General features: G+C 31.2%; 17 protein-coding genes. 8 read left to right on the top strand and 9 right to left on the bottom strand.

Features of this window, described 5'->3' with window-relative positions:
- Nucleotides 1-8 precede the first annotated feature (8 nt).
- Nucleotides 9-617 (bottom strand): hypothetical protein, encoded by a 609-nt coding sequence (locus tag ACXIHB_RS06150; RefSeq protein ID WP_047789876.1) that lies wholly within the window; start codon nt 615-617, stop codon nt 9-11.
- A 78-nt stretch (nt 618-695) separates the two neighbouring features.
- On the opposite strand from ACXIHB_RS06150, the gene ACXIHB_RS06145 reads away from it, so the two are divergent.
- Nucleotides 696-1,067, top strand: a complete 372-nt coding sequence (locus ACXIHB_RS06145; protein WP_047789875.1) for a DUF1801 domain-containing protein — start codon at nt 696-698, stop codon at nt 1,065-1,067.
- A 94-nt stretch (nt 1,068-1,161) separates the two neighbouring features.
- Here the strand turns inward: ACXIHB_RS06145 and ACXIHB_RS06140 are convergent, their stop codons facing one another.
- From ACXIHB_RS06140 to kdsA, 3 genes are all read right to left on the bottom strand, one after another.
- Entirely contained in the window at nt 1,162-2,058 is an 897-nt protein-coding gene (locus tag ACXIHB_RS06140) for a transporter family protein (protein ID WP_073181474.1), read from the bottom strand.
- Nucleotides 2,059-2,148: 90 nt separating this feature from the next.
- Nucleotides 2,149-3,099 carry a transglutaminase domain-containing protein gene (locus ACXIHB_RS06135; protein WP_462099186.1) on the bottom strand — a complete coding sequence of 317 codons (951 nt, stop codon included), beginning with the start codon at nt 3,097-3,099 and terminating at the stop codon, nt 2,149-2,151.
- 39 nt (nt 3,100-3,138) lie between these two features.
- Nucleotides 3,139-3,957: a 3-deoxy-8-phosphooctulonate synthase gene (kdsA, locus tag ACXIHB_RS06130; protein ID WP_073181470.1), complete on the bottom strand. Its 819-nt coding sequence runs from the start codon at nt 3,955-3,957 to the stop codon at nt 3,139-3,141.
- A gap of 67 nt (nt 3,958-4,024) precedes the next feature.
- On the opposite strand from kdsA, the gene ACXIHB_RS06125 reads away from it, so the two are divergent.
- The 7 genes from ACXIHB_RS06125 (at nt 4,025) to ACXIHB_RS06095 (ending at nt 10,536) form a co-directional block, all read left to right on the top strand.
- Nucleotides 4,025-5,023 carry a M28 family peptidase gene (locus tag ACXIHB_RS06125; RefSeq protein WP_047789871.1) on the top strand — a complete coding sequence of 333 codons (999 nt, stop codon included), beginning with the start codon at nt 4,025-4,027 and terminating at the stop codon, nt 5,021-5,023.
- A 171-nt stretch (nt 5,024-5,194) separates the two neighbouring features.
- Complete coding sequence (locus ACXIHB_RS06120) at nt 5,195-6,679, top strand: S8 family peptidase (protein WP_462099185.1); 1,485 nt, start codon at nt 5,195-5,197, stop codon at nt 6,677-6,679.
- Between the two features lie 102 nt (nt 6,680-6,781).
- On the top strand, nt 6,782-7,297 hold the full coding sequence (locus tag ACXIHB_RS06115; RefSeq protein WP_462099184.1) for a DUF4136 domain-containing protein: 516 nt from the start codon (nt 6,782-6,784) through the stop codon (nt 7,295-7,297).
- 286 nt (nt 7,298-7,583) lie between these two features.
- Nucleotides 7,584-7,763, top strand: coding sequence for a hypothetical protein (locus tag ACXIHB_RS06110; protein WP_462099183.1), 180 nt, complete (start codon nt 7,584-7,586; stop codon nt 7,761-7,763).
- Nucleotides 7,764-7,931: 168 nt separating this feature from the next.
- Nucleotides 7,932-8,906 carry a hypothetical protein gene (locus ACXIHB_RS06105; RefSeq protein WP_462099182.1) on the top strand — a complete coding sequence of 325 codons (975 nt, stop codon included), beginning with the start codon at nt 7,932-7,934 and terminating at the stop codon, nt 8,904-8,906.
- 508 nt (nt 8,907-9,414) lie between these two features.
- Complete coding sequence (locus tag ACXIHB_RS06100) at nt 9,415-9,885, top strand: hypothetical protein (protein ID WP_047789865.1); 471 nt, start codon at nt 9,415-9,417, stop codon at nt 9,883-9,885.
- A gap of 60 nt (nt 9,886-9,945) precedes the next feature.
- A complete protein-coding gene (locus ACXIHB_RS06095; protein WP_462099181.1) occupies nt 9,946-10,536 on the top strand; it encodes a hypothetical protein in 591 nt (196 codons plus the stop codon).
- A 59-nt stretch (nt 10,537-10,595) separates the two neighbouring features.
- Here ACXIHB_RS06095 and ACXIHB_RS06090 read toward each other — a convergent pair whose 3' ends face one another.
- The 5 genes from ACXIHB_RS06090 to ACXIHB_RS06070 all read right to left on the bottom strand — a co-directional run bounded on the left by ACXIHB_RS06090 (nt 10,596) and on the right by ACXIHB_RS06070 (nt 22,060).
- Complete coding sequence (locus ACXIHB_RS06090) at nt 10,596-10,979, bottom strand: HU family DNA-binding protein (RefSeq protein WP_462099180.1); 384 nt, start codon at nt 10,977-10,979, stop codon at nt 10,596-10,598.
- 267 nt (nt 10,980-11,246) lie between these two features.
- Complete coding sequence (locus tag ACXIHB_RS06085; protein ID WP_462099179.1) at nt 11,247-12,320, bottom strand: phytase; 1,074 nt, start codon at nt 12,318-12,320, stop codon at nt 11,247-11,249.
- A 2-nt stretch (nt 12,321-12,322) separates the two neighbouring features.
- Nucleotides 12,323-15,070 carry a TonB-dependent receptor gene (locus ACXIHB_RS06080; RefSeq protein ID WP_462099178.1) on the bottom strand — a complete coding sequence of 916 codons (2,748 nt, stop codon included), beginning with the start codon at nt 15,068-15,070 and terminating at the stop codon, nt 12,323-12,325.
- Nucleotides 15,071-15,337: 267 nt separating this feature from the next.
- Nucleotides 15,338-15,811 carry a hypothetical protein gene (locus ACXIHB_RS06075; RefSeq protein ID WP_159613098.1) on the bottom strand — a complete coding sequence of 158 codons (474 nt, stop codon included), beginning with the start codon at nt 15,809-15,811 and terminating at the stop codon, nt 15,338-15,340.
- Between the two features lie 42 nt (nt 15,812-15,853).
- Nucleotides 15,854-22,060 carry an alpha-2-macroglobulin family protein gene (locus tag ACXIHB_RS06070; protein ID WP_462099177.1) on the bottom strand — a complete coding sequence of 2,069 codons (6,207 nt, stop codon included), beginning with the start codon at nt 22,058-22,060 and terminating at the stop codon, nt 15,854-15,856.
- Between the last annotated feature and the right edge of the window lie 158 nt (nt 22,061-22,218).

Here is a 22,218-nt window from a genome sequence, read left to right as displayed (position 1 = left end):
AATAGTGCTTATTTTCTATCGTGTTTAAAATACATGACAGTACCGTAAACAATATGCATAACTCCAAACCCTAGAACCCAAAACCAAAAACCATAACCGGGAAGCATAGCAGCAATAAGTCCTAAAACAACTTCAGTATACCCTAAATACTTAATATCACCTACAGTATATTTTGAAGCATTAATCAATGCTAAGCCATAAAAAAGTAACATCAAAGCCCCAGTTTGTCCATATTTCTGATGTCCTAAAATAATAATGATATAGATAGCTCCAGAAACCAGAGGAATAAGGAAATTCAATAATAACCTTCTTGTGGTAGCATCCCAAATTCTTTCACCGTTTTTTTTAGCTTTTCTCGTAGTTAAAAAAATGGCGGTAGTAATGCTCAAAAAGCCAACTAACAATAAATCAAGGATGACCATTTGGAAAGTTTTTCCATCTAGTATCAAATAACCACTAGAATTAATATTGACTAACCAATAGGCATAAGCTGCACCGATTAGAGCATAAATTCCTGCTAAAATACCAGACAAGCCGCTTAATGATATAAATCTTGATGATTTATTCATTAAGTTTTTAATTTCTGATATGTCTTTTAAATAATCTTCTGAACTCATTTTTAAAGAACTTTGAAAAACAAAGTAAACTTAATTTTATGAAACATACAAATAAAAATTTGATGTATTTTTGAAAGAATGAAACCAGCCGAAGAATACATACTTAAACAGCCAGAACCATTCAAGTCTATTTTACTGCATTTACAAGTACTGATAGAAGGGAATTTTCAAAATTTAGAATTAAAATACAAATGGAAAATTCCAGTATATTATATTAATGGTAAGCAATTATGTTATATAAATGCATCCCATAAAAAAGGATTTGTTGACGTTGGATTTTGGGCAAAAGGTATTTTACAGGACTTTGATACTTTTTTAGTTTCAGAAGGAAGAGCAGTTGTAAAATCACTTCGTTATTCATCAATAGAAGAAATTAATGAAGAAATACTACTACAAGTTATAGGAGAAGTAGCAAAACACAATCATAAAGGTTTTTGGAGGAAAGATTAACTAATTGAATTTATAACGTCACTAATCTTGTTAAAGAATATCTATAAAAAAGAGCTTTTTTTAAAAGCTCTTTTTTTTATCTAATTGTGTTTGATTATAGGACATTATACGTTAGGCTTACAGAGTAAGTAGAAGATTCACCAATATTTCTACCATCTATTACTTTACCGTAACCAGCTCCAATTCCTAGTTTAGGAAGAATATTTTTATAAACAGTTATACCCACACTCTTATAATCTACATCAGTTTCAGGGAAATTACCTTTAAATGAAGGGCTTCCGATATCTACTCCTTCTTCTGAGTTATAATAATCTGCCCAAGCTTCTACATAAATAAAACTACTAGCATAACCAATTTTACCAGTAGTGGTAAAGGCATTAGGAACACCAAAGTCACCACCAGGAGTTAAATTATTATCAGCATTTCCTCTTAAGTTGTAACCTGCAAAAATGGTAGAGAAAAAGCCAACGTTTGTGTTTAAGTGTAAACCAGCTTTTAAATCAAATCCGAAGCCTCCGTTACCAATAGATAATATTCCGTTTGGCTCATACCCTGTAGGAATAACGGTAGTAATACCTGTTATAATATTTAAATCTCCACTTTTAAACTGAAACTTATGCGCATTAAACTTTAAAGCTATTGAAATGTCTTGAACTTCAGAGATAGAGGTTAACCCGTTTACAGGGTCTGGTTGATTACTAGTATTTGTAGCATCAATAAAAGGAATGCTTACAATAGCTGAAAGTCGATCAGTGATACCATATTTTGCATAAAGAGAATAAATATTCTGATTAATCTTTTCATGAACAGGAGTAGCGTTTTGTTTAGTTTTACCTAGATAAAATTTTTCATACTCGCTTTTGGTAAAAGAAGTAGTAATAGATAAACTATTTTTCTTTGGAGTAAAGCCATCATATAGACCTTGACCGTAAGAGGTTATTGAAATTCCTAATAAAATAGAAAAGAATAGGAGGGTGTAAAATTTTTTCATGTAATATTAATTTGTTTTCACCCTTTGTCGATTTTCTTTTAAATCATTACAGAGAAATTTACTTTAATAAATCAAAAGAAGAAAATATTGTTATTCAATTAAAAATTCAAGCATTACCTCTTTATCTACGATTAAAAATAGCTGTTTGCTATTATCAAGTGGAGTTGTTGTAACTGTAGTAATATTATTTTTAGTAGATATTTTATCTGGTTTTACAGCATATCTATATCCACTATAGCCTAAGAAAATTGATTGATTAGGGTGTATGTTTTTAATTTCTAGTTCAATAGTAGCTTTTTTATCTAATATCCCTTTTAAAGGTGAAATTAGCTCTAAGTCAGATTTTAAAAAAGAAGCATCGTAAATAGGCTGATTGTAAAAGTCTTTTTTATTCATTCTACCAATTCTTAATTGCCAGAGTGTTTTTTCAGGAAAATGTGTTCTAAAATACTTTTCTTTAGGAATGTTATAATAATAAGAATTAAATAAAGGTTGCCATCTGTTATTATTTACAACTCCAGCTGCCCAGGTGGCATCAATATAAATCCATTTGCCATTCAGTTTAACAGCGTTCCAAGCATGATTGGAATTGATTTTAGGATTAGCTATATCATTTGATGAATTTCTGATGTACCCTTTTATAACTTCGTTTTCAATTTGAAGTATAGAGCATATTTTAGCAAAAGTTTGTGCATAACCTTCACAAACTGCTTTACGAGTTAATAGAGTTTGGTTAACAATATCGTCTTTTATAGCCTGTAGCTTTGCTAATTTCTCTTGCTCATTCCTGTATCTAAAAGAAATTCGTTTGTTTTTTGGACGATAATATGCATCCAAATCATATCGTATATTATGGCTAAGCCAATAAAAAGCAGCTTGTACTTGTTGTTCGTTAGTTTTAAAATCGCTTGCTATCTGTTGAGCCAGACGTTCTACTTCATTAATTTTAGAATACCCATTTACTTTCTCTTCAATTAAAGAAAAGTCTTGTGCACTTACGATAGTAGTAGCTAGAAAGAATAAAAAAAGAAGTTGTTTCATATATAAACTAAAAACAATTGTATGAAACAAAAACTGTGCCTATAAATTATTAATAGTTTTTCTAATGCTAACCAAGTTGGTTAACAAACTTTCTAAATAATCAAGGTGTAACATGTTAGCTCCATCACTTTTTGCATTTGCAGGATCAAAATGTGTTTCTATAAATAAACCATCTACATTATTTACTACACCAGCACGAGCAATGGTTTCAATCATATCAGGACGCCCACCAGTAACACCACTTGATTGGTTTGGTTGTTGCAAGGAGTGGGTAACATCTAACACAGTAGGAGCGTATTGACGCATCGTAGGAATTCCGCGGAAATCAACAATCATATCTTGGTACCCAAACATCGTACCTCTATCAGTTATCCACGCTTTTTTATTTCCTGCATCATGAACTTTTTTTACAGCATGTTGCATAGCTTCAGGACTCATAAATTGTCCTTTTTTCAAATTCACAACTTTACCAGTTTTAGCAGCAGCAACTACTAAATCGGTTTGACGAACTAAGAAAGCAGGAATTTGTAATACATCTACATATTGAGCAGCTTTTTCAGCATCAGAAACTTCATGAATGTCGGTTACGGTAGGAACATTAAAAGTTTCAGAAACTTTACGTAAAATTTTTAATGCTTTTTCATCACCAATTCCTGTAAAACTATCTATTCTACTACGATTCGCTTTTTTAAAACTTCCTTTAAATACATAAGGAATTTCTAATTTATCAGTAATGGTAATTGCCTTTTCAGCAATACGCATTGCCATATCTTCTCCTTCGATGGCACAAGGACCAGCAAGTAAGAAAAAGTTGTTTGAATCAGTATGTTTTATGTTTGGAATATCAGTTAAAGCCATCCTTAAAAATTTTCAACAAAATTAAGAAATTAAATTGGCTATATTTAGGCTTTTAAATAAATAAAGAATGAAAAAAGTTTTATATCCATTAGCACTTGTAAGTGTATCAATTTTACTGTCGTGTAAGCAAACTAAAAATACTAGTAGCGAGGTTGCTATGAATACTGTTGAGGTAACTCAGAAAAAAGAAAATAAAGAAGAGTTAATTGATTCTGTTTTAGTAAGAAAACACTTATATACACTTGCTTCAGATGAAATGGAAGGTAGAAAACCAGGTACTGAGGGAATGGAAAAAGCAACTCAGTATATAGAAAATGAATACAAAAGAATTGGTTTAAAAACTTTTGATACATTAACTACGTATCGCCAAAATTTTGAGTATAAAGGAATCAAGATGAGTAATATTATAGGCTTGTTAGAAGGGAAGTCTAAAAAAGATGAGTTTGTTATTGTATCTGCACATCACGATCATTTAGGGGTAAAGAAAGACGGGGAAGGAGATCGAATTTTTAATGGTGCGAATGATGATGCTTCTGGTGTTACTGGTGTATTATCATTGGCTGAATATTATGCTAAAAAAGGAAACAATGAGCGTAGTATTTTGTTTGTATGTTTTACTGCTGAAGAAATGGGGTTGGTAGGCTCTGAGTACTTTGGAAAAGGAATTGATGCGAATAAGTTTGTAGCGGGAATTAATTTAGAGTTAATAGGGAAACAACCTAAAACAGGACCAAAAACAGCATGGTTAACTGGTTTTGATAAATCGGATTTTGGTAAAATAATTCAAAAGAACTTGGAAGGGTCAGGATATAAGTTATTTCCAGATCCATACCCTAAATTTCAATTATTCTTACGATCAGACAATGCTTCTCTAGCACGTTTAGGGGTGCCGTCTCATACATTTTCAACCACTCCGATTGATATCGATGCGGATTATCATAAAGTAACAGATGAAGCTGAAACCTTAAATATGACTGTATTAACAGAAACTGTTAAAGCAGTTGCTAGAGGAACTCAAAGTATTATTGAAGGAAAAGACACGCCTACTAGAGTAAAGATGGAGTAAACATATTGAAAACTTAAAGTAAAGAAGGAGCCATGAGCTCCTTTTTTATTGGGGTTAGGTGTTTTGTTTTTAATAAAATGTTAACTTTGTATAGGTTAAATTGTTTAAAGTGTTAAAATTGTATTAAAATTTTACTATATTCGAAAAGTTTTAATTTAAACCCCTTCGAAAATGAAAAAAACACTTTTAAGCCTAACGGTTGTTTTAACTATGATCTCATGTTCTAATAATGATGAAGCATTAGATATAAAACAAGATCAAGATTTACTTACCAAAAAAGAAATTAATTCAAAAATTAAGGAATCTTTACAAAAAACTGGAGATTTCAAATGGATGTCACAAGATGCTCATACTATATGGAGTGCAGTAAATCATGGAGAAAATATCTTAACAATTGGTTATGGTACTTCAAAAAACAATTATGCTAGGAGTGAAGAAAGTACTAATATAAAAGATGAGTTAATAGCATTAGTAAAAAGCTTTGAATCAACTTCTGCTAAGGGAGAAACGGAATTGTATGTAAATGAAAATATTAATGTATTAGATATTAAAGTTACTAACAAGGAAACAATAAATGTCTTATTAAAAGATAGTAGAGTTCGTTATATAGAACCGGGAGGTTATAGTTTTTTAGAGTCTACTGCACAAGCTAAGTCAAGTTCATCAGGTTCTTCAGGATGTGGCTATGGTACGGCTACTTTAAGCACCAATGATTATAGAACAGTAGCACCAGGAGCTAAATTACCATGGTCTTTTGATGCACACAATATTTCACAAGCTTGGAATTACAGTACTGGGTCAGGAATTACTGTAGCAGTAGTTGATTCAGGTCTATCACCAGAACAAAAATGGATGAATCAATATTTTAACGATGGATATTCATCAGGAAGAACAGTTCAGAAATATGGAACATTTGTGGATTCTTGGTGGGCTTGGTCTAATAATTATGATGGAGTAAACGATAAGTGTGGTCATGGAACCAAAATGGCTGCAGTAGCGACTGCTCCAAGAAATAATGACAACTTACCTGTAGGGGTTGCTTACAATGCAAACTTAGTAACGTATAGGGCTGTTGAAAATGTAGTAATTGATGATTATCATGAAAAAAGAGGTATTGTAGAGGCGTTAACAGCCTTGGCAAATAGAAGTGATGTAAAAGTTATTTCTATGTCATTAGGTTCTCCTTTTAGTATTGGTAATGTATCGGATGCAGTAAAGTATGCACATAGCAAAGGAAAGATGATTTTAGCAGCAGGAGGAACATCTACTTCGTTTACTACTTGGTATGGAGTAATTTTTCCAGCAAGTATGTCTGAAACTGTTGCGGTAACAGGAGTTAAAGAAGGACAATATAGTAAGTGTAATGTATGCCATACCGGATCGCAAATTGATTTTACGGTACAAATGCAACGAACTAACGGAACGGATAATAAAATTCCTGTATTGAGTTATTATGATGGACAAGCAAATTATGTAGGAGGTTCATCTGTAGCAACAGCAACAACTGCTGGTATTGCAGCGTTAGTATGGGCAAAACATCCAAGTTGGTCAAGAGAACAAGTTTTACAAAAAATGAAAGAATCCGCTGATTTTTATCCGAACAAACATTCAGAGTTTGGATATGGAAATATTGATGCTCTAAAAGCAGTTCAATAAAAATCAACTAACTAACCTTAGAAAAAGTCTCGTTTACGCGAGGCTTTTTTGTATTTTTATAAGGTATAGTTTTTGATTAAACACACTGTAAAGAATTTATATATGAAGTATTACAAATATTTTTTTCTGTTAGTTATTATTGGTTGTGCCTCTTCTAAAGTAGTATATGACTACGATAGTCAAACAGATTTTAGTCAGTATAAAACCTTTAATTTTTTTGAAGATGCAGGTAAAGGTTTAAATGAATTAGATGTAAAAAGAGTCACTTATGAAATAACGGCTGCTTTGGAAGCCAAAGGGATGCGATTAACTGAAACCCCTGATATGTACATTAATATTTTATCTGAGGAACGAGAATCTCTTAATAGAAATACGATAGGTGTTGGTTTAGGAAGTGGAGGAAGAAATGTTGGTTTTGGAATTTCAGGAGGTATCCCTATTGAGAGTAGAAAAATAAATCAGCAATTAACCATTGATTTTGTTGAAAGTAAAGACAACCAGTTAATATGGCAAGGAATTGCTACTAGTGAAATAAGAGAAAAAGCAACACCAGAACAAAAGAAAGTACATTTTCAAAAAGTAATTGGTAAAGTAATCAATAATTATCCGCCGAAATAGCCTCCTTTTTGTTTTAAAATACTGATAACCGTACAATTGACGTACTAAAAGTAAGTCAGTGACTTACTAAAAGTAGGTCACTGACTTACCTGTTTCTAATTTTTTATGCTTTACTTTGGAGTCAAGTAGCATTATATTAGGTTTTTATGATAAAAATGTTAAAGAAAACTCAGGGATATCCCTGAGGAGGAGTTAAAACAATTAGGGAAACTCCTTATTGTGTAAAAGACCATGAGCAACTACTTTTAAATAAAAAATTGTAACTAATTTTAAAACTATAAATAGTATGAAAAAAAGAAACAAACAAATTGCTAACCTTTTAAAGCTAGGTGTTTTTCTGTTCGGGTTTTCATTGTTGCTGTGGAATTGTCAAGATGAAACTATAGAAAAGCAAGAAAATAATATAGCAACAGTAGGTTTAGAAGAAGCTTTAAACTTGTTTAAGGCTACCAGTTCAGCAAAGTAGCGTACGAATACTTATTTTGTAGCGCATCTTGAAAAAATTCATCAAGAAGACATTATCAACTCAACAGAACGATTAACTATAATTCCAGTTTCAACAAAAGACTCGGGATATTATAGCAGAATAGTATTATTAAAAGTAAACGGAAATATACAAAGTGTTATTTTTTCTATGTACCCATCTTCAACAAAAAATGAAACAAATGGTTTTACAGGAGAAATAATAATAACAGATTTAGAAGGTAATTTTTTAAAAGGTTATAGAGCAAACTCAGGAAACCTTATAACTAAGTTTACAAAAAAGGTATTGTCTGTAAACAAAAGCGGCAAAGGTGGTGTATGTCCAGACCATGGAAAATGTACAGCAAACTCTCTTTGTCTTTATTGTACCCAAGAACTAGACGAAGTTGTGGTATCGGGAAATACTTCTGGAGGAAGCGCACCCGTAGATTATATATTAGATTTTTCAGGAACAGGACCAGATGATGGTTCAAGTGGCGACCCAAATACATCAATGGGATGGGATTATGGTGATGGAGGAGGTGGAACCTCAAGTAATACAGCAGAAGATCAGATTATTAACAACCTTACAGGTAAAGCAAAATGTGTTTATGAGAAATTATTATCTTCAGGTATTTCTAATTATCATAACATGATAACAGATTTATTTATAGAATTTGGAGATAATAACATAGGAGGTAGAGATTTAACTTTTAAAATGTCTTCAGAGCTACCAGAAAATAGAGCAGGAGAAATAAAAATTTATGATGGTAATTATTATATTTTAATAAATGAAAACTTAAACACTAAATATTCTTCTATTGAAATAGCAGGGATTATAGTTCATGAAATAGCTCATGCTTTTTTGGCTAAGCATTATAATAATTCGAATGCTAGCTTTTCTGATTTATATCAAAAATATATTAACAATACAGGTATTCAAAATTATAGTCACGACATAATGAGGGATCAGTTTATTAATCGGATGGCAACAGTACTTAAAAATTATGATAGCTCAATTTTTTCAAGCTTTGATGATTATAAAATATTAGCATCGTATGCTGTTTTTGATTTAACAGATTCTCAAAAACAACATTTAATAAACGTAAAAAACAAAGCAAGACAAAATGATAATAACTGTAATTAAAAAATATAAATATACTATAGCAAATATTCTAATTATAATTAGTTTAACAGTATTTCTGTGGCAAAATTCCAAGACAAAAAGTGTTTATTTACTATATACTGACAACATTGCGGAATGTAAAAATATCAGTCAATATGATAAGAGCAGACATCCTTTATGTAATAGTAAAGGAGATTTATTTGTTTTTGAAAAAATTAAAGATAAAGACATCCGTGTAATAGAGAATTTGAATAAAATAAAATTTTTGTCAAAAGAAGAGTTTTTCAACTCTAATTTAAAAAACACAAGTATATTTTTGGTTATTAAAAGGGGAAATGAATATGAGGTTATCCCTGTTAAAATGTTTCAAATACTTAGTTGATAAATTCTAACTTATATAAAGATTTAGCTTGGGCTGGACTAGAAGGAACAAGTTCATGAAATAATATGTATGCAGACCCTGTTTATACAACAAACGAACAGCAAAGAATAAAGCAAGCTATTATTAACTTTAAAAACTCAGGAAATAATGAATGTAACTAAATTAATGATAGTATTTTTCTTATCATCCTTTATTTGTAATTCTCAAACAAAAAATGATGATGCATATTATATATTGAATGAGAATCATAAAGATTATATCTTAAGAACTACTGGAGAGAATACTAACATTAGTATGTTTAGTTTGTATGATAGAATTGAGTATGAAAAAAGAGAAGAGCAAGTAAAGAAAGATAAAAAAGAAGGAAAATTTAATAGTTATCAGTTTTACAAAAGACCTCAAGAATTTATTTTTATCAAAATTTATGGAAGTAAAGTAGATATAATCAATCATTGTGATACACATTTCTTAAATTTAGTCAATTATAAATGGATTCAAGATAATACATGGAAAGAGCATAATCCTAATATTTTATTTAAAGATTTATACTTCTTACTTAAAGTGGAAAAAGATAAATATTTGAAATTTAAAGTAAGAAGAACTGTAATTGCACGTTAAATGAAAGTAAACTATTTTTTAATTATAATTTTTTTTCTGACTTTTTCATCTTGTAAAAAGATGAAAACAAGAAATTACGAAGAAGAAAATACCTATCAAATTATTACTTTTTTGACTGAGGATGCTAAGGATTTTTTAGTTATGCCTCCTGTTCTTTATATACCTCCATTGCCAAATGCTAAAGACTATAATGTTAGAACAATGACATGTCAAGATAGTGTAAGAGGTTATGAATATCATTACAAACAATTAACTAAAAAGAAAACTATTGCTATAATTGATAGTTTATTTAGCTTAAAAAAAACGCATAGTTTTAGAGGTGAATGTGATTTGGTTGATAATCAATTGCTAAAGGAGTTTAATAATTTAAGAGTAAGTAAAAAACTAGATATTTCAAAAGTTACTGTTTACGATAAAGATACATTAATACAATACAAAGAGGAATTTAGAAAGTTACCTTGGAAAGGTTTTGATAAAATGGACTTACTATTAAGTTTTTCAAGAATAGCTTTTAATGATAGTTTCGATAAAGCAATTGTAACTGTAGGGATGAGTAAAGGTAGTTTAGACGGTGTTTCAATTTTAGTATATTTAGAAAAAGAAAATTACCACTGGAGAATAAAATGTAAAAAAATACTACCCATCTCCTAAACAAATTTAAAAACACAAAAAATCCCTATCATAAATAAATGATAGGGATTTTTTACGGCTTACGCCTTTTTTTCAAAAGTAGCCAACTTTAAAGCATTTTTAATGAGTTTACCAGGTCTAAAAATAGTACGTACACTTTTTATGTTACTAGCAGTTACCTTATCGGCAGTTTCACTACCTTCACTACTACCACCTGCTTGTAAGGTAAAATAATCACCTGCATATACAATTTTACCATCAGCTACATCATTAGCTATTTTAGTAAATACTGTTTCTAGCACAGCAAGAATATCTCCTTTGCTAACCGTAGAGGTTTCAGAAGCATATTTAGCTAAGTCATTTAACGTGGTTTTACCATTCCCTACAATGTTTGCATAAAACTTTTCAGGTACTTGAGGGGCTCTTGGATTTCTTCTTTTTACTACAGTGAATTTCACAGCCATAATTTTTAATTTTTTAAGTTATTATTGTTTTGAAAATAACAAAAGTCATACCAAAATAACAGCTACTTTTCTAGCACTTAATAACCTATATAAAAAAATACTAAGAAGACCTACAAAAAAGACCTTGACGTTTTTACAAAAACATCAAGGTCTTTTCATCAAAACATCAAGGTGTTTTTTAAAGACTATATTTTAAGCTAATTTTTTTAGTATTAAAAAAGCCTTTTGGTAAAACCAAAAGGCTTTTCAAATTACACAACAAACACACTAATTTGACGAATCTAAATGTAGGCTTTTAGAAATTTTTTGCCAGTCAATGATTTTAAAATTTTGATGCAAGCTGTCCTTACCTTGGGTATTAGCACCATCTTGCGCAATAAAGAACCCTTTAGGGTATTTTGTACCAAAATTAACAGAGGTTACATCAATTCCGTCCGTATCGTAGGTACCGTCAATAGCACCGTCTTTTAATGAAAAACTTCCTAGGTATTGGTTATTAACTCTATCGAAAACAGCATAACTGTTATTTCCTTGTGAGGATAAAATAATATACCCTTTTCCGTTTCCAGCGTCGTATAAGGTAACACCTTCAAAATCATCTTTCATATTCAAGTCTTTGGTACTGATAACCTTTACACGGTTGTTTAAAGCATTAGGCTCTGCATCATATTTCCATAGGGCTTTGTTCTCTTCTCCAATATATACTTTGGCATGTACATCATCAGCAACAATACCTTCTCCTTGACTTCCTAATGAAAATTCACGGACTAATTTGGCATCAATTTGAGTGTTGTTTTCAAACAATTCCCATTGCTCAACACCGCCTTTTTTACCAACCATAAAAACATAAAATTTGTTAGTTTTTGGGCTCTTGTACATTCCTAAACCATAAACCTCTTTTAAGTTAGAAGTTATTTTTCGTGCAGCAGCATCTTCTAATTCACCTGTAGGTTTTACAATCAATATAGAAATAGTATTGTAGGTTCTATTACTAGCGGTAACAACCGAAACTTCTTTTCCGTTTAATAAGAATCCATCACGAATATCAACATTATTTACACGTCCTATTTTATAAGAATACAAACGTTTTCCTTCTAAATTATAAACTTCTAAACCTTCTTTTTTGTTTGTGCCAATTATGGTTGATTTTGTTACATCAGCGGGATTTATCCACACACACGGATCATCAGCAGCGTCGTCAAAAGAAGTAACAGGTGCTGTTTCAGCATCAGCAACTAAAGCTACTACAGGTTTGGCTTGCGGGTTTTGATGGACTATTTTTTCAACTTTACAAGCGCTTAAAATAAGGCAAGTAAGTGTTATTTTGTATACTTTATTCATTCTTAAAAATTGTATTTTAAACCAGCATTCCAGTTATAGTTATAAAACTCAGCTTGCATTGTTTGGTGTTTTGCTCCTTGGTAAAAGCGTAATTCTTGATTGGTTAAGTTTTTCGCTTCAGCGAAGATTTGTAAGTTTTTAGTAATACGGTAAGAAGCATTTAGGTCTACAAACAATTGTTCGTCATAAAATACATCCGTAAAAGCATCGTCTCCATATTCAAAAATATAATCATCAGCAAAGTTTAAAGAGGCTCTAATTGATAGTTTAGAACTTTCATAGGCTAACGATCCGTTAAACATGTTTTTAACAGCACCGGCCAAAGGTAACCCATCTTCTCTGTCGGCAATACCATCTGTTTTAGAGTCTGTATAGGTATAGTTACCATACACAGTTAAGTTTCTTAAGAAGCCAGGTAAGAAGTTTAATTTACGTTGTAAAGCCACTTCAAAACCATAAATTTCGGCAGTACCTCCGTTAAAAGGTCGTGTAACATCATAAGTTTCTGTAATACCCCCAACGGTAATTGGTTCTTCAGTAACTGAATTGTAAATAAATTTATCTAAATCTTTATAAAAAACTCCAGCTGATATAATTCCGACATTACTAAAATAGTGTTCAAACATTAAATCAAAGTTCATCGCTTCAGTTGGTTCTAAATTAGGGTTTCCATACTCAGCTTCAATATCATCACTATTAATGTTTCTATAAGGAACTAAATCGTAATAGTTAGGTCTCGCAATAGTATTTGTCCAAGCAGCTCTAACAATAGTATTTTTATCAATATTGTATTTAGCTTGTAGGTTAGGTAACCAATTGGTATAGTTTCGAGTTCCTGATGTTTTAGTTACATCACTTAAATCATTAGCTGTTTCAACATCAATAGCAAAACCGTTATAATCTATTGTTGTTTTTTCAACTCTTACCCCAGCAATAAAAGAAAAGTTGTTACCTAAGTTTTGTTGTAACATTCCGTATGCAGCATAAATATTTTCATTAGCATCGTAGTTTTCAGGAACAAATTCATCTAATACAAGTTCACCACCTGTTAGGTTTAAATTTCCTAAAAATTCTTTTGAAACGAAAAGACCTGATTTATAATCGTCACCTGCTAAATAACCATTAATAGTATAATCTTTAGTAGTGGTAGTATTCATGGTCGGAAATTGATCTTCTAAATCATACTCATAAAAGCTATTATCTCTTACTTTTTCTTTGTACTTGTACTTAAAACCAAATTTTAAAGAGTTTTTGTAAGCTCCTGTAGCATTGATAGGAGCCAAGACATCAAAATTAGAATTGATTTTACGTTCTTGTGTAAATCCTTGTTGTTGGGTTACTTCTTTGTAATCAAAAGTTGAAGGATCGTTAAAGTCATTGTTTGTTGGTCGTAATACTGGGAAGTTTGTTCGCGAAAAGTCTTGCATAACTTCAATATCATCATTCTCAAAGCTTATGTAACGTTCGTCTGGACGCTCTTCTTTTGCTTTAGCAGTTCCTGTTTTCCAGTTCAACTTAATGTTTCCGAAAATAATATGTTCTCCACCTACAGATATATTGTAAGTGCTTTGGCGCTCTAAACGTGTGTTGTCATTCGTATCATTGTTGATACCTCCTTTAGTTTGACGACGTACTTCAGCTTTTGATAATCCTGTAGCATCTGGTTCGTCTATTTTTCTAAAACGCACTCTATAACGGTTTTCATAATCGTTTCTTTGGTTGTACATTGATTTAAAGAAAAGCGTATTGTTGTTGTCAGGTGTCCAGTCTAAGTTGGCGGAAACACTCATTCTATTTCTTTTTACATCGTAACGTCTAATATCGTGTTCACCAATGTATGTTTTGTTGTTTTCTTTTTCCCACTCAAACTCAACATTATCTGAACCATAATCGTTAGAGTTGTATGAAGCATTGATTACATAGCCTAGTTTGTCTTTAAAAGCTCTGTTAGCAACCAAAGCAGAAACATTATAGTTAGGCGTATTTCTTACAGGATTTTGTCCGTAAGAACCAGCAACGAAAGCTCTAAAAGTAGTAGGAGCAGAACGTGTAACTAAATTAACAGAGCCACCAATAGCGTCTCCTTCCATATCAGGAGTTACTGCTTTGTTAACTTCAATAGTTTGAATCATGTCTGAAGGAATTAAGTCCATTTGAACTCTACGGTTATCTCCTTCAGCAGATGGAATTCTGTCACCGTTTAAGGTTACCGAGTTTAATTGAGGAGCTAATCCGCGAATAACTATATCTCTAGCTTCTCCTTGGTCGTTTTGCATAGAAATACCAGGAACACGTTTTAAGGCATCACCAATATTGGCATCAGGGAACTTTCCTACTTGATCGGCAGAAATAATGTTGGTTATATTCTCTTTGTTTTTTTGTTGATTTAAGGCTTTAGCTTGCCCTTTCCCAATACTTCCTTTAATAACAACTTCATCCAACCTATCTATTTTAGGTGTTAGCGAAAAGTTTTTAGATTGAATATTGTTTGTAAGCGTAATGTTTTCTGTTAGGGTTTGATAACCTAAAAATGATATTTGAACCTCGTAATTTCCTACAGGAATATTTAAAAGTTCATAATTTCCATTAAAGTCGGTAGAAAACCCAACTTGTAAAGAAGGAATGCTAATAGTAGCTCCAGGTAAAGGTTGATTGGTTTCGTCTAAAACTCTTCCTTTTAAACCGGATTTGCTTTGTGAGTATCCTAAAATACTTACCAAGCAAAGTGTAATTAGTATTATTTTTTTCATTTTGAAATCTTTAGTGAATTGTCCACGGCGAAATTATTTACGATAACTAGCAACAAGATTTCAAATTTGTTAGTAAAAAATTATTAAAACTTATACATAAGGTTGATTATATGTTAATTGGTTGAGGTTTTTATAATGTTTAAGTATTCTTTATTTAATATAAAAATTACCTTTTAAAAACATTTGATATTTAACTTTTGAAGTTTTAAAATAAAAAAGCCTCCAAATTAATTTGGAGGCTTTTGTTATATGTAGTTTAACGTTTTTTTAGAATTGGTAACGGATACTTAAACCAAAGTCAGAGTTGAACCCGTCATAATAATCACCAAAACCAATTTCTGGTCTATAATCTAATGACAACATCAAAGGAATATCAAAATTATATTCAATACCAACAACACCAGCTGCGAAAATATAGGTTTCTGAGGCATCTACATTTTTTACATTCCAATGCCCAAGACCACCACCAGCACCAGCATACCAGTTAAAACGATTTTCTAATTGCCATACCCATTGATATAAACCAGTAGCTTTAAAGCCGTCATAATTACTACCGTTACGTAAACCTAAATCTATTTCCAAACGATTGGCATCACTTAATCTACGTTGGTAAGTTATTTCAGCTCCAAAACCATCATTATCACCTAAACGAAGACCTATTGCGTTATTTGAAATTTCTTGTGCATTTGCAGTGAAAAATGAAATGGTTAAAAAACCGATGAATAAAAAGATTTTCTTCATAATTTTTAATTTAGTGTTTTGTGAATGCTAAGATAAATTATTTTACTTAATTAGTAACCTTTCTCCTTTTGAATGACTACTAAACTCGGGAGCATACATACTTTGAATAGTTGTGATTCCGTTACTAAAGTTTCCTGCATTATTTACACGAACATCATACTCAAATACATATACTCCTTTAGGTAAACGATCGAAAAAGAAATTTGTTGCAGCATCTTTTGTACTTTCATAATACCCTAAACCATCTTGCCATTTGTATTGTGATAATACGTTAATAGGTTCAACTCCGCTTACTCTCATATCTTTCATGTGTACAAATTCCATATCTCTATCAGAGCGAAGTTCAATTCTAACAGTCATTAAATCTCCTACATTTAATTGTGTATTTTCTGTAATTTTTTGAAGTTGTTTACCCGCATTAGTATTTACTTTTTTAAATAGTTTTTTCTTTAACTGTAAAGGTGTTTTAGCAGAGGTAATTTTATCTAAATCTTCAAAATATTGCCAATACAATCCACCCCAAGCAATACCTTTTCCTTTTTTAGTAATGCTAACTGTACTCATATTAGGAGTGATTTCAGAACCATTCCAAGAGGTTTTTAAATAACCAGTACCCGCTTCAACTTTTGTGTCTTCTAATTTAGAAGGATTGATTGTTTTTTCTCCAATTGTTACATCTACCATATCAGTTACCGAAATCCAATCACTACCTTGTAATAATAATGCATATACAGCTTCAGTAGTTGCTTTGGTAGTTTTCCAACGATTGGTTTGTTTATTTTTTAGTAACCATATTTTTAGATTATCAACAGTTTGAATATCATTTTCAATTTCTGAAAAAGCTTCAATTAACAACGATTGGGTTTCAATAGGGGCTTGGTGCCAATACCAACTCGGTTGATTTTCTTTCCAATACATTCCTAATTCATCAGAAGTAATACTGTTCTCTCTTAAAGATTTTAAAATTTTATCAGCAATTGATGTATTACCGCTTCTAAATTGTAGCAGGGCAATTTGTCCTTTTCCGTATAAACTAAACTCTTTCCAGTAAGTTGCTGTTTGATTTTTGTAATATTCAAAAGCGGTTTTTGCCGTATCGTTAACTTCAATATTTGTATAAAAAGAACGCATGTATAAATACTGAATAATAAAGTAGTTTAGGTGGTTTTTTTTCAGATACTTAGTGTATTCTTTTTGTCCTTTTTCAGCTTTAATGCGTTCAGCACTTTCTAATAACTTCTTGTAGGTATGTTCAATTTCAGCATCTAAAAAGTGAATAGCATCCACAAGCATTTTCTGTAAAGAATCATCTTTATTATCAATACCTAATTTTTGTAAATGTCCAAAACCAGTAGCAATATGATTCGTTATATAAACATTAGGTTTATCATTCCCTTTAAACCAAGGGAATCCTCCATTGCTTAACTGCATTTGCAGTAGTTTATTAATAGCGTTTTGTTGTTCGTTTTTCATTTTGTTTAAATCAAATAACAAAGCAATACGCTTCTTTTGTTCTGTCTCTGATTGAGCATCACGTAACCAAGGAGTTTCCTGGATAATCAACGACTTTAACTCTTGATTTTTTTCTAAGTTACTCAATAAAGCGTCTGAAGATTTCCAAGCATTGAACACCTCTTGTATTCTTGGATTTGAATTTGCAATATGACTAGCGAGTGTGTTTGCATAATAACGAGCAAATGTTTGTTCACTACACTCGTACGGGTATTCCATTAAATAGGGTAAAGCCTGTACAGCGTACCAAGCAGGATTAGAAGTTACTTCTAACGTTAATTTATGGTGGCTGAGCGTAGTCGAAGTTTGATTTTTTAGTTTATCTAATGTGAATGTTTTGGTTTGATTTGAACGAACCCACATAGGTAGCGTTTCTGTAACTAACATTCGGTTTGATAATACTGGTAACACATTTTGTTCTCCATCAGAAAAATCTCCTGCCTTGGCAATTACTTTATATTGAATTGCTTGATAAGTATCAGGAATTGATAAGTTCCAAGATACATTCGTGTTTCCGTTAGAATCAACACAGAAAGACTGATTTTTAGAAGAATTACTTAACAGGTTGATTTCTTTTCCTGTAATAGCATCAGTTAATATAAGTTGTGCTGTACCTTCTAAGTTTTTATCAGAAATGTTTGCAATTTTAGAGCTGAATGTAATTTGATCTCCTTCTCTTAAGAATCTAGGAGTATTAGGCATTACCATTAACTCTTTTTGAGTAACAGTAGTTAATGTTTTGGTAGCAGATTGCAATTCTTTTGTGTGTGCTAATAGCTGCAATTTCCATCGTGTTAAAGCCTCTGGAGTGGTGAAGCTAAATGTGATATTCCCTTCTTTATCGGTTTGTAAATGAGGATAGAAAAAAGCAGTTTCTTGAAGGTTTTTTCTAGCTTTTACATTAGCCAATTCGTTATCTATTTTTGATTGACCATCTTTTGTAATAATAACAATAGCGCCAAATTTTGCTTTCTCACCATATAAAGCAATGGCTTCATTAGCCTTTAAAACAGTAGAAGATACAATATCGTTACTAGAGATATTAAATGAATCAACAACTTTTCCATCTACGATGTAGATAGGAGTGTTTTTACCGGTTGCCGAAGCATTTCCTCGAATTCTAACGACACTATCAGCTTCTTCCATAATAGCTTCTGGTTCCGAAATCCCATTTTTTAACCTCTTAGAAGCTCCTCTCAAAAGAATATTTCTGTTTCTTCCGAAGCTAAATCCAAACCAATTTAAGCGATCGTATTGTTGAGTTGGATAATAACTATTAGGGTAGTTTCTATTAAAAACCCTGAAATGCTCATTGCCAAAACTTTGGTAAGCATTTGCACTGCTGCCGTAAGAATAATAGGTTGAAGTTCTAATTGGATTAAATTGCCAATTATGTGCTTTGAATTCATCTAAAGAAGCATCGTACATGCTCGCTAAAACTTCTGCAGCTACTTTGTTGTTTTTATCATTTTTAATAGTGAAACTCCAAGTTTCTTGAGTTCCAGGTTGTAATTTATCTCTAAACGTATTGGTTTCTATAGTAATGTTATCTTGTTCATTTGGAACAGAAATAGGAATGATTCCACTTACAAAACTATTGTAATTCACAAAGTAATATTTGATAACAAACCCGCCAACATCTTGTTTCGTAACAGGAACTTCAATTGTTTTGATTTTGTTATTTAAATGAATAAGCTCTGTGTTTACGATGGTATGATTCTTTTCTATTTGAACTATAACCGTAACATTTTTTGAAGCAGAACCAATTTGTAACTCAGCAATGTCATTTGGTTTGTAAGTTGTTTTATTTGTGTTATACGTGAACAACTGATTGTCGGTTACACTTTTTTCTTTGTTATCAATTATTGTAAAAAGAGCTTTGTCTGTAACATCTTGTCCAAACTTATCTTTAGAACTTAATACGGTTATGTATTTACCAGAAGCCCATTTTTTATAGTTGTTAAGTATAATTTGTTTAGATTCTTCTGTATTGAAATTTTGCTCAAATACTAATTTTTCTTTTTTCCAATTATGAGGATTTTGTTCTTCCGAAGTGTAAGCTTCATGAGGAAATAAGTTTCTAAACTCACTTTCCGAAATGTCTTGATAATCTGGAGTATTCCAAGGTCTTTTACGTAACGGATTTTTAGGAGCTTGTAATTTGTATACTTTAATGCTTCCTTTAGCAGGTGCAAATTCCCCGTTTAAATTTTTACTTGATATTTCAATTGTTGTTTCCTTGTCCGATTTATGTATTGTAGAAGGAATTTGTAAAGTAGCAAGTAATGCATGATACCCAACTTTTACAATAGAGGTTGCTGAGCGAGTTTCTCCATTAACATCGGTAACACCAGCTGTGATTTCATATTCAAAAACAGGTAAGTTTTCTTTGTTTACACTTTCATCAGGTAAGGCTTTGAAAGTAATTGAAAAGTTACCTTGTGCATCAGTTGTTAATTCACCGTGTGTAATTTCTTGTGCTTCTGAAGTAAACTGAGGTTTACGCCAGTACCACCAAATAGGGTATTGTACTTTACGATGCACGCGATATACTACTTTAGCATCTGTGATAGTTGAACCAGCAAAAGCTTTTGCAAATCCGTTTACTGTAATGCTGTCATGTAACTTATAGGTTTTTGTTACAGGTTTAAATTCTGTTTTAAACTTAGGACGCTTATATTCTTCTACTTGAAAAGGGAAAAAGTTTAGTTGATTTTCTACACTAGTTCTAATAGAAAATTCGCCAGTTACCCCATTGTTGGGAATAACAAATGTTCCAGAAAAAGAACCAAAATCATTAGTTTTTAATTTTAGGTCTGTAACATTATTTCTAGAGGCATCGACAACTTTTATATTTACATCTTTATTAGATAAAGCATTAGAGTTGTTTTTAGAAAATTTTATAGAAATTCCTTTAAAGTATACAGTTTGTCCTGGTCGATAAATGCTTCTATTAGTAAAAATAAAAGATTTAATATTTATACGATTATCATTTGTAGTTGGAGAGGCTTGTTTTTGGTATTTATTCAGGTAATAGTTACCAAAAACTGCTGAATCGTTTTTATGTGTTACAGTAACGTACACATTACCATAACTAGCATCACTTTTAAAAGAAGCAAATCCGTTTTTATCAGTTGTTATTTTTTTGTGAATCGATTTTCCATACCTATGTTGCTTGTTTTGTAATAATAATTCAGCGTCTTTAACAGGCTTTCCAGTATTTCTATCAACAACTTGGTAGGTTTTTACACCATCATTATTATTTTCAACCAAAACTAAATTGGTTGCTTGTAAATGAGCAGTAGCATATAAGTCTTCAGAGTTAAAAGTATCATTCTGGTGTGCTATGATTAAATAATTTCCTTGAGTTAATTCGGGAACTACTACCTCAGTTGTGTGTAATAAATAATCTTTTTCATTTCGTAAGTTACTATTCCATGAAGTAGCTTTTGTAAGCTTTTTTATAAAGTTAAAGCGTTCTTCTTCTTTGTGATTTTTTTGAAGCTCTTCTAATTGTTTATGATCAATTTTATAAGCAGAGAAGTACAGCTTGTCAATATTATTGTAAGTAACTAGTAACCTAGAGTGAGATTGGATGGGTACAAATTTTTCAGAAAGAATACTGAGAGATGTAGCCGTGATTTGTTGTTGTAAAGCTTCACATTTTTCAGCGGCTAAACTTTTAGGAAATTGTTTAATAACCTTTTTACAGATAGCAAGTGCTTCTCTGTTTTTAAAACGAAAGTCTTCGTTTTTTTTGGTCTTAAAAGATCCAGCTTGTTGATTATAAATTCTAGCTATTTCATAACTATACAATCCAAAAACTTCATTGTTTTTGTAATTATTAACTGATGTTTTTAGTGTTTGTAATAATAACTCTTGTTTGTTATTTAAGGTTATATGCTGCTTAACAAACTGTAATCGTTGAATGTCAGCATCCACAACCGCATTAAGATTCTTGTTTTTTAAATGAAAGGTTATTAATTTTTGATAGATTTTTAAGGCATTAAACTGTAATGATAAATCATCTTTTGTAGTGAGGTTTAAAGCAGAAAACTTATCAGCTTCACTTAAGTATAAAGCGTTATCAATTTTAAATTGATAAGTAGGCTTTGTGATGTTAGTTTCTGTGGTTTTATAAAACTCTAAGGCATTGTGCGCTAAAAAATCAAATAGGGTAGGGCGGTATTTTTTAGAGTCTTTTTCTGCTTGAATAATATCTTTAAAAGTATAAATGTCTGTTTTTTGTAGTGCAGATTCATTTTCTAAAGAATTTTGATAGTGACAATGAATTTCAGCAAACAACGTATTTAAGTCCCATGTTCTAAAATCATTTCCATCTACTTTTTCTTGTGTTTGGGTACGATTGTAAAATTTCCATCTATTTTGATTAAAATACTGCCAGTATAAGTTAGCTAATACATTTTCTAATACATTTTTCGTCGGAAAATTATGTTGATTAATTTGTTGTTTAAACTCATCAATAATTTTTAATTGCGCATTTTCTTCTAAAGTTAGAGCATACTTACTTTTATAAAACAATGATTTTATAATTTGAGGAGCATTGTTACTTTTTTCAGCTTTATCGTAAATAGTGTTTACTATTTTTAAAGCAGATTTAGGTAAGTTTTCAGCTTCAAGCTTGTGCACCTTTTCCCATAGGTTGGCATAGTTTTCTTGGGCGTGTGCTAAGGTTGAAAATAAAATCATTAGTAAAATAGGGGTTATTCTTTTCATTTATCTATATTTTTTGATGCTAATCGTAAATTTATATGAACAAAACACTTAAAAACAGTAGTTTTTTACAAGTTAAAGTTTGTAAAGATACTATTTGAGTGAGTTAACATAGCTATTTAATGAGTTTCGATTTAAAGATACTTAAAATTCTCGCTTGG

The organism is Tenacibaculum sp. IMCC1 (genome assembly GCF_054906355.1).
Note: the sequence above shows the minus strand (reverse complement) of the source record. Positions and strands in the feature narration are given on the sequence as shown.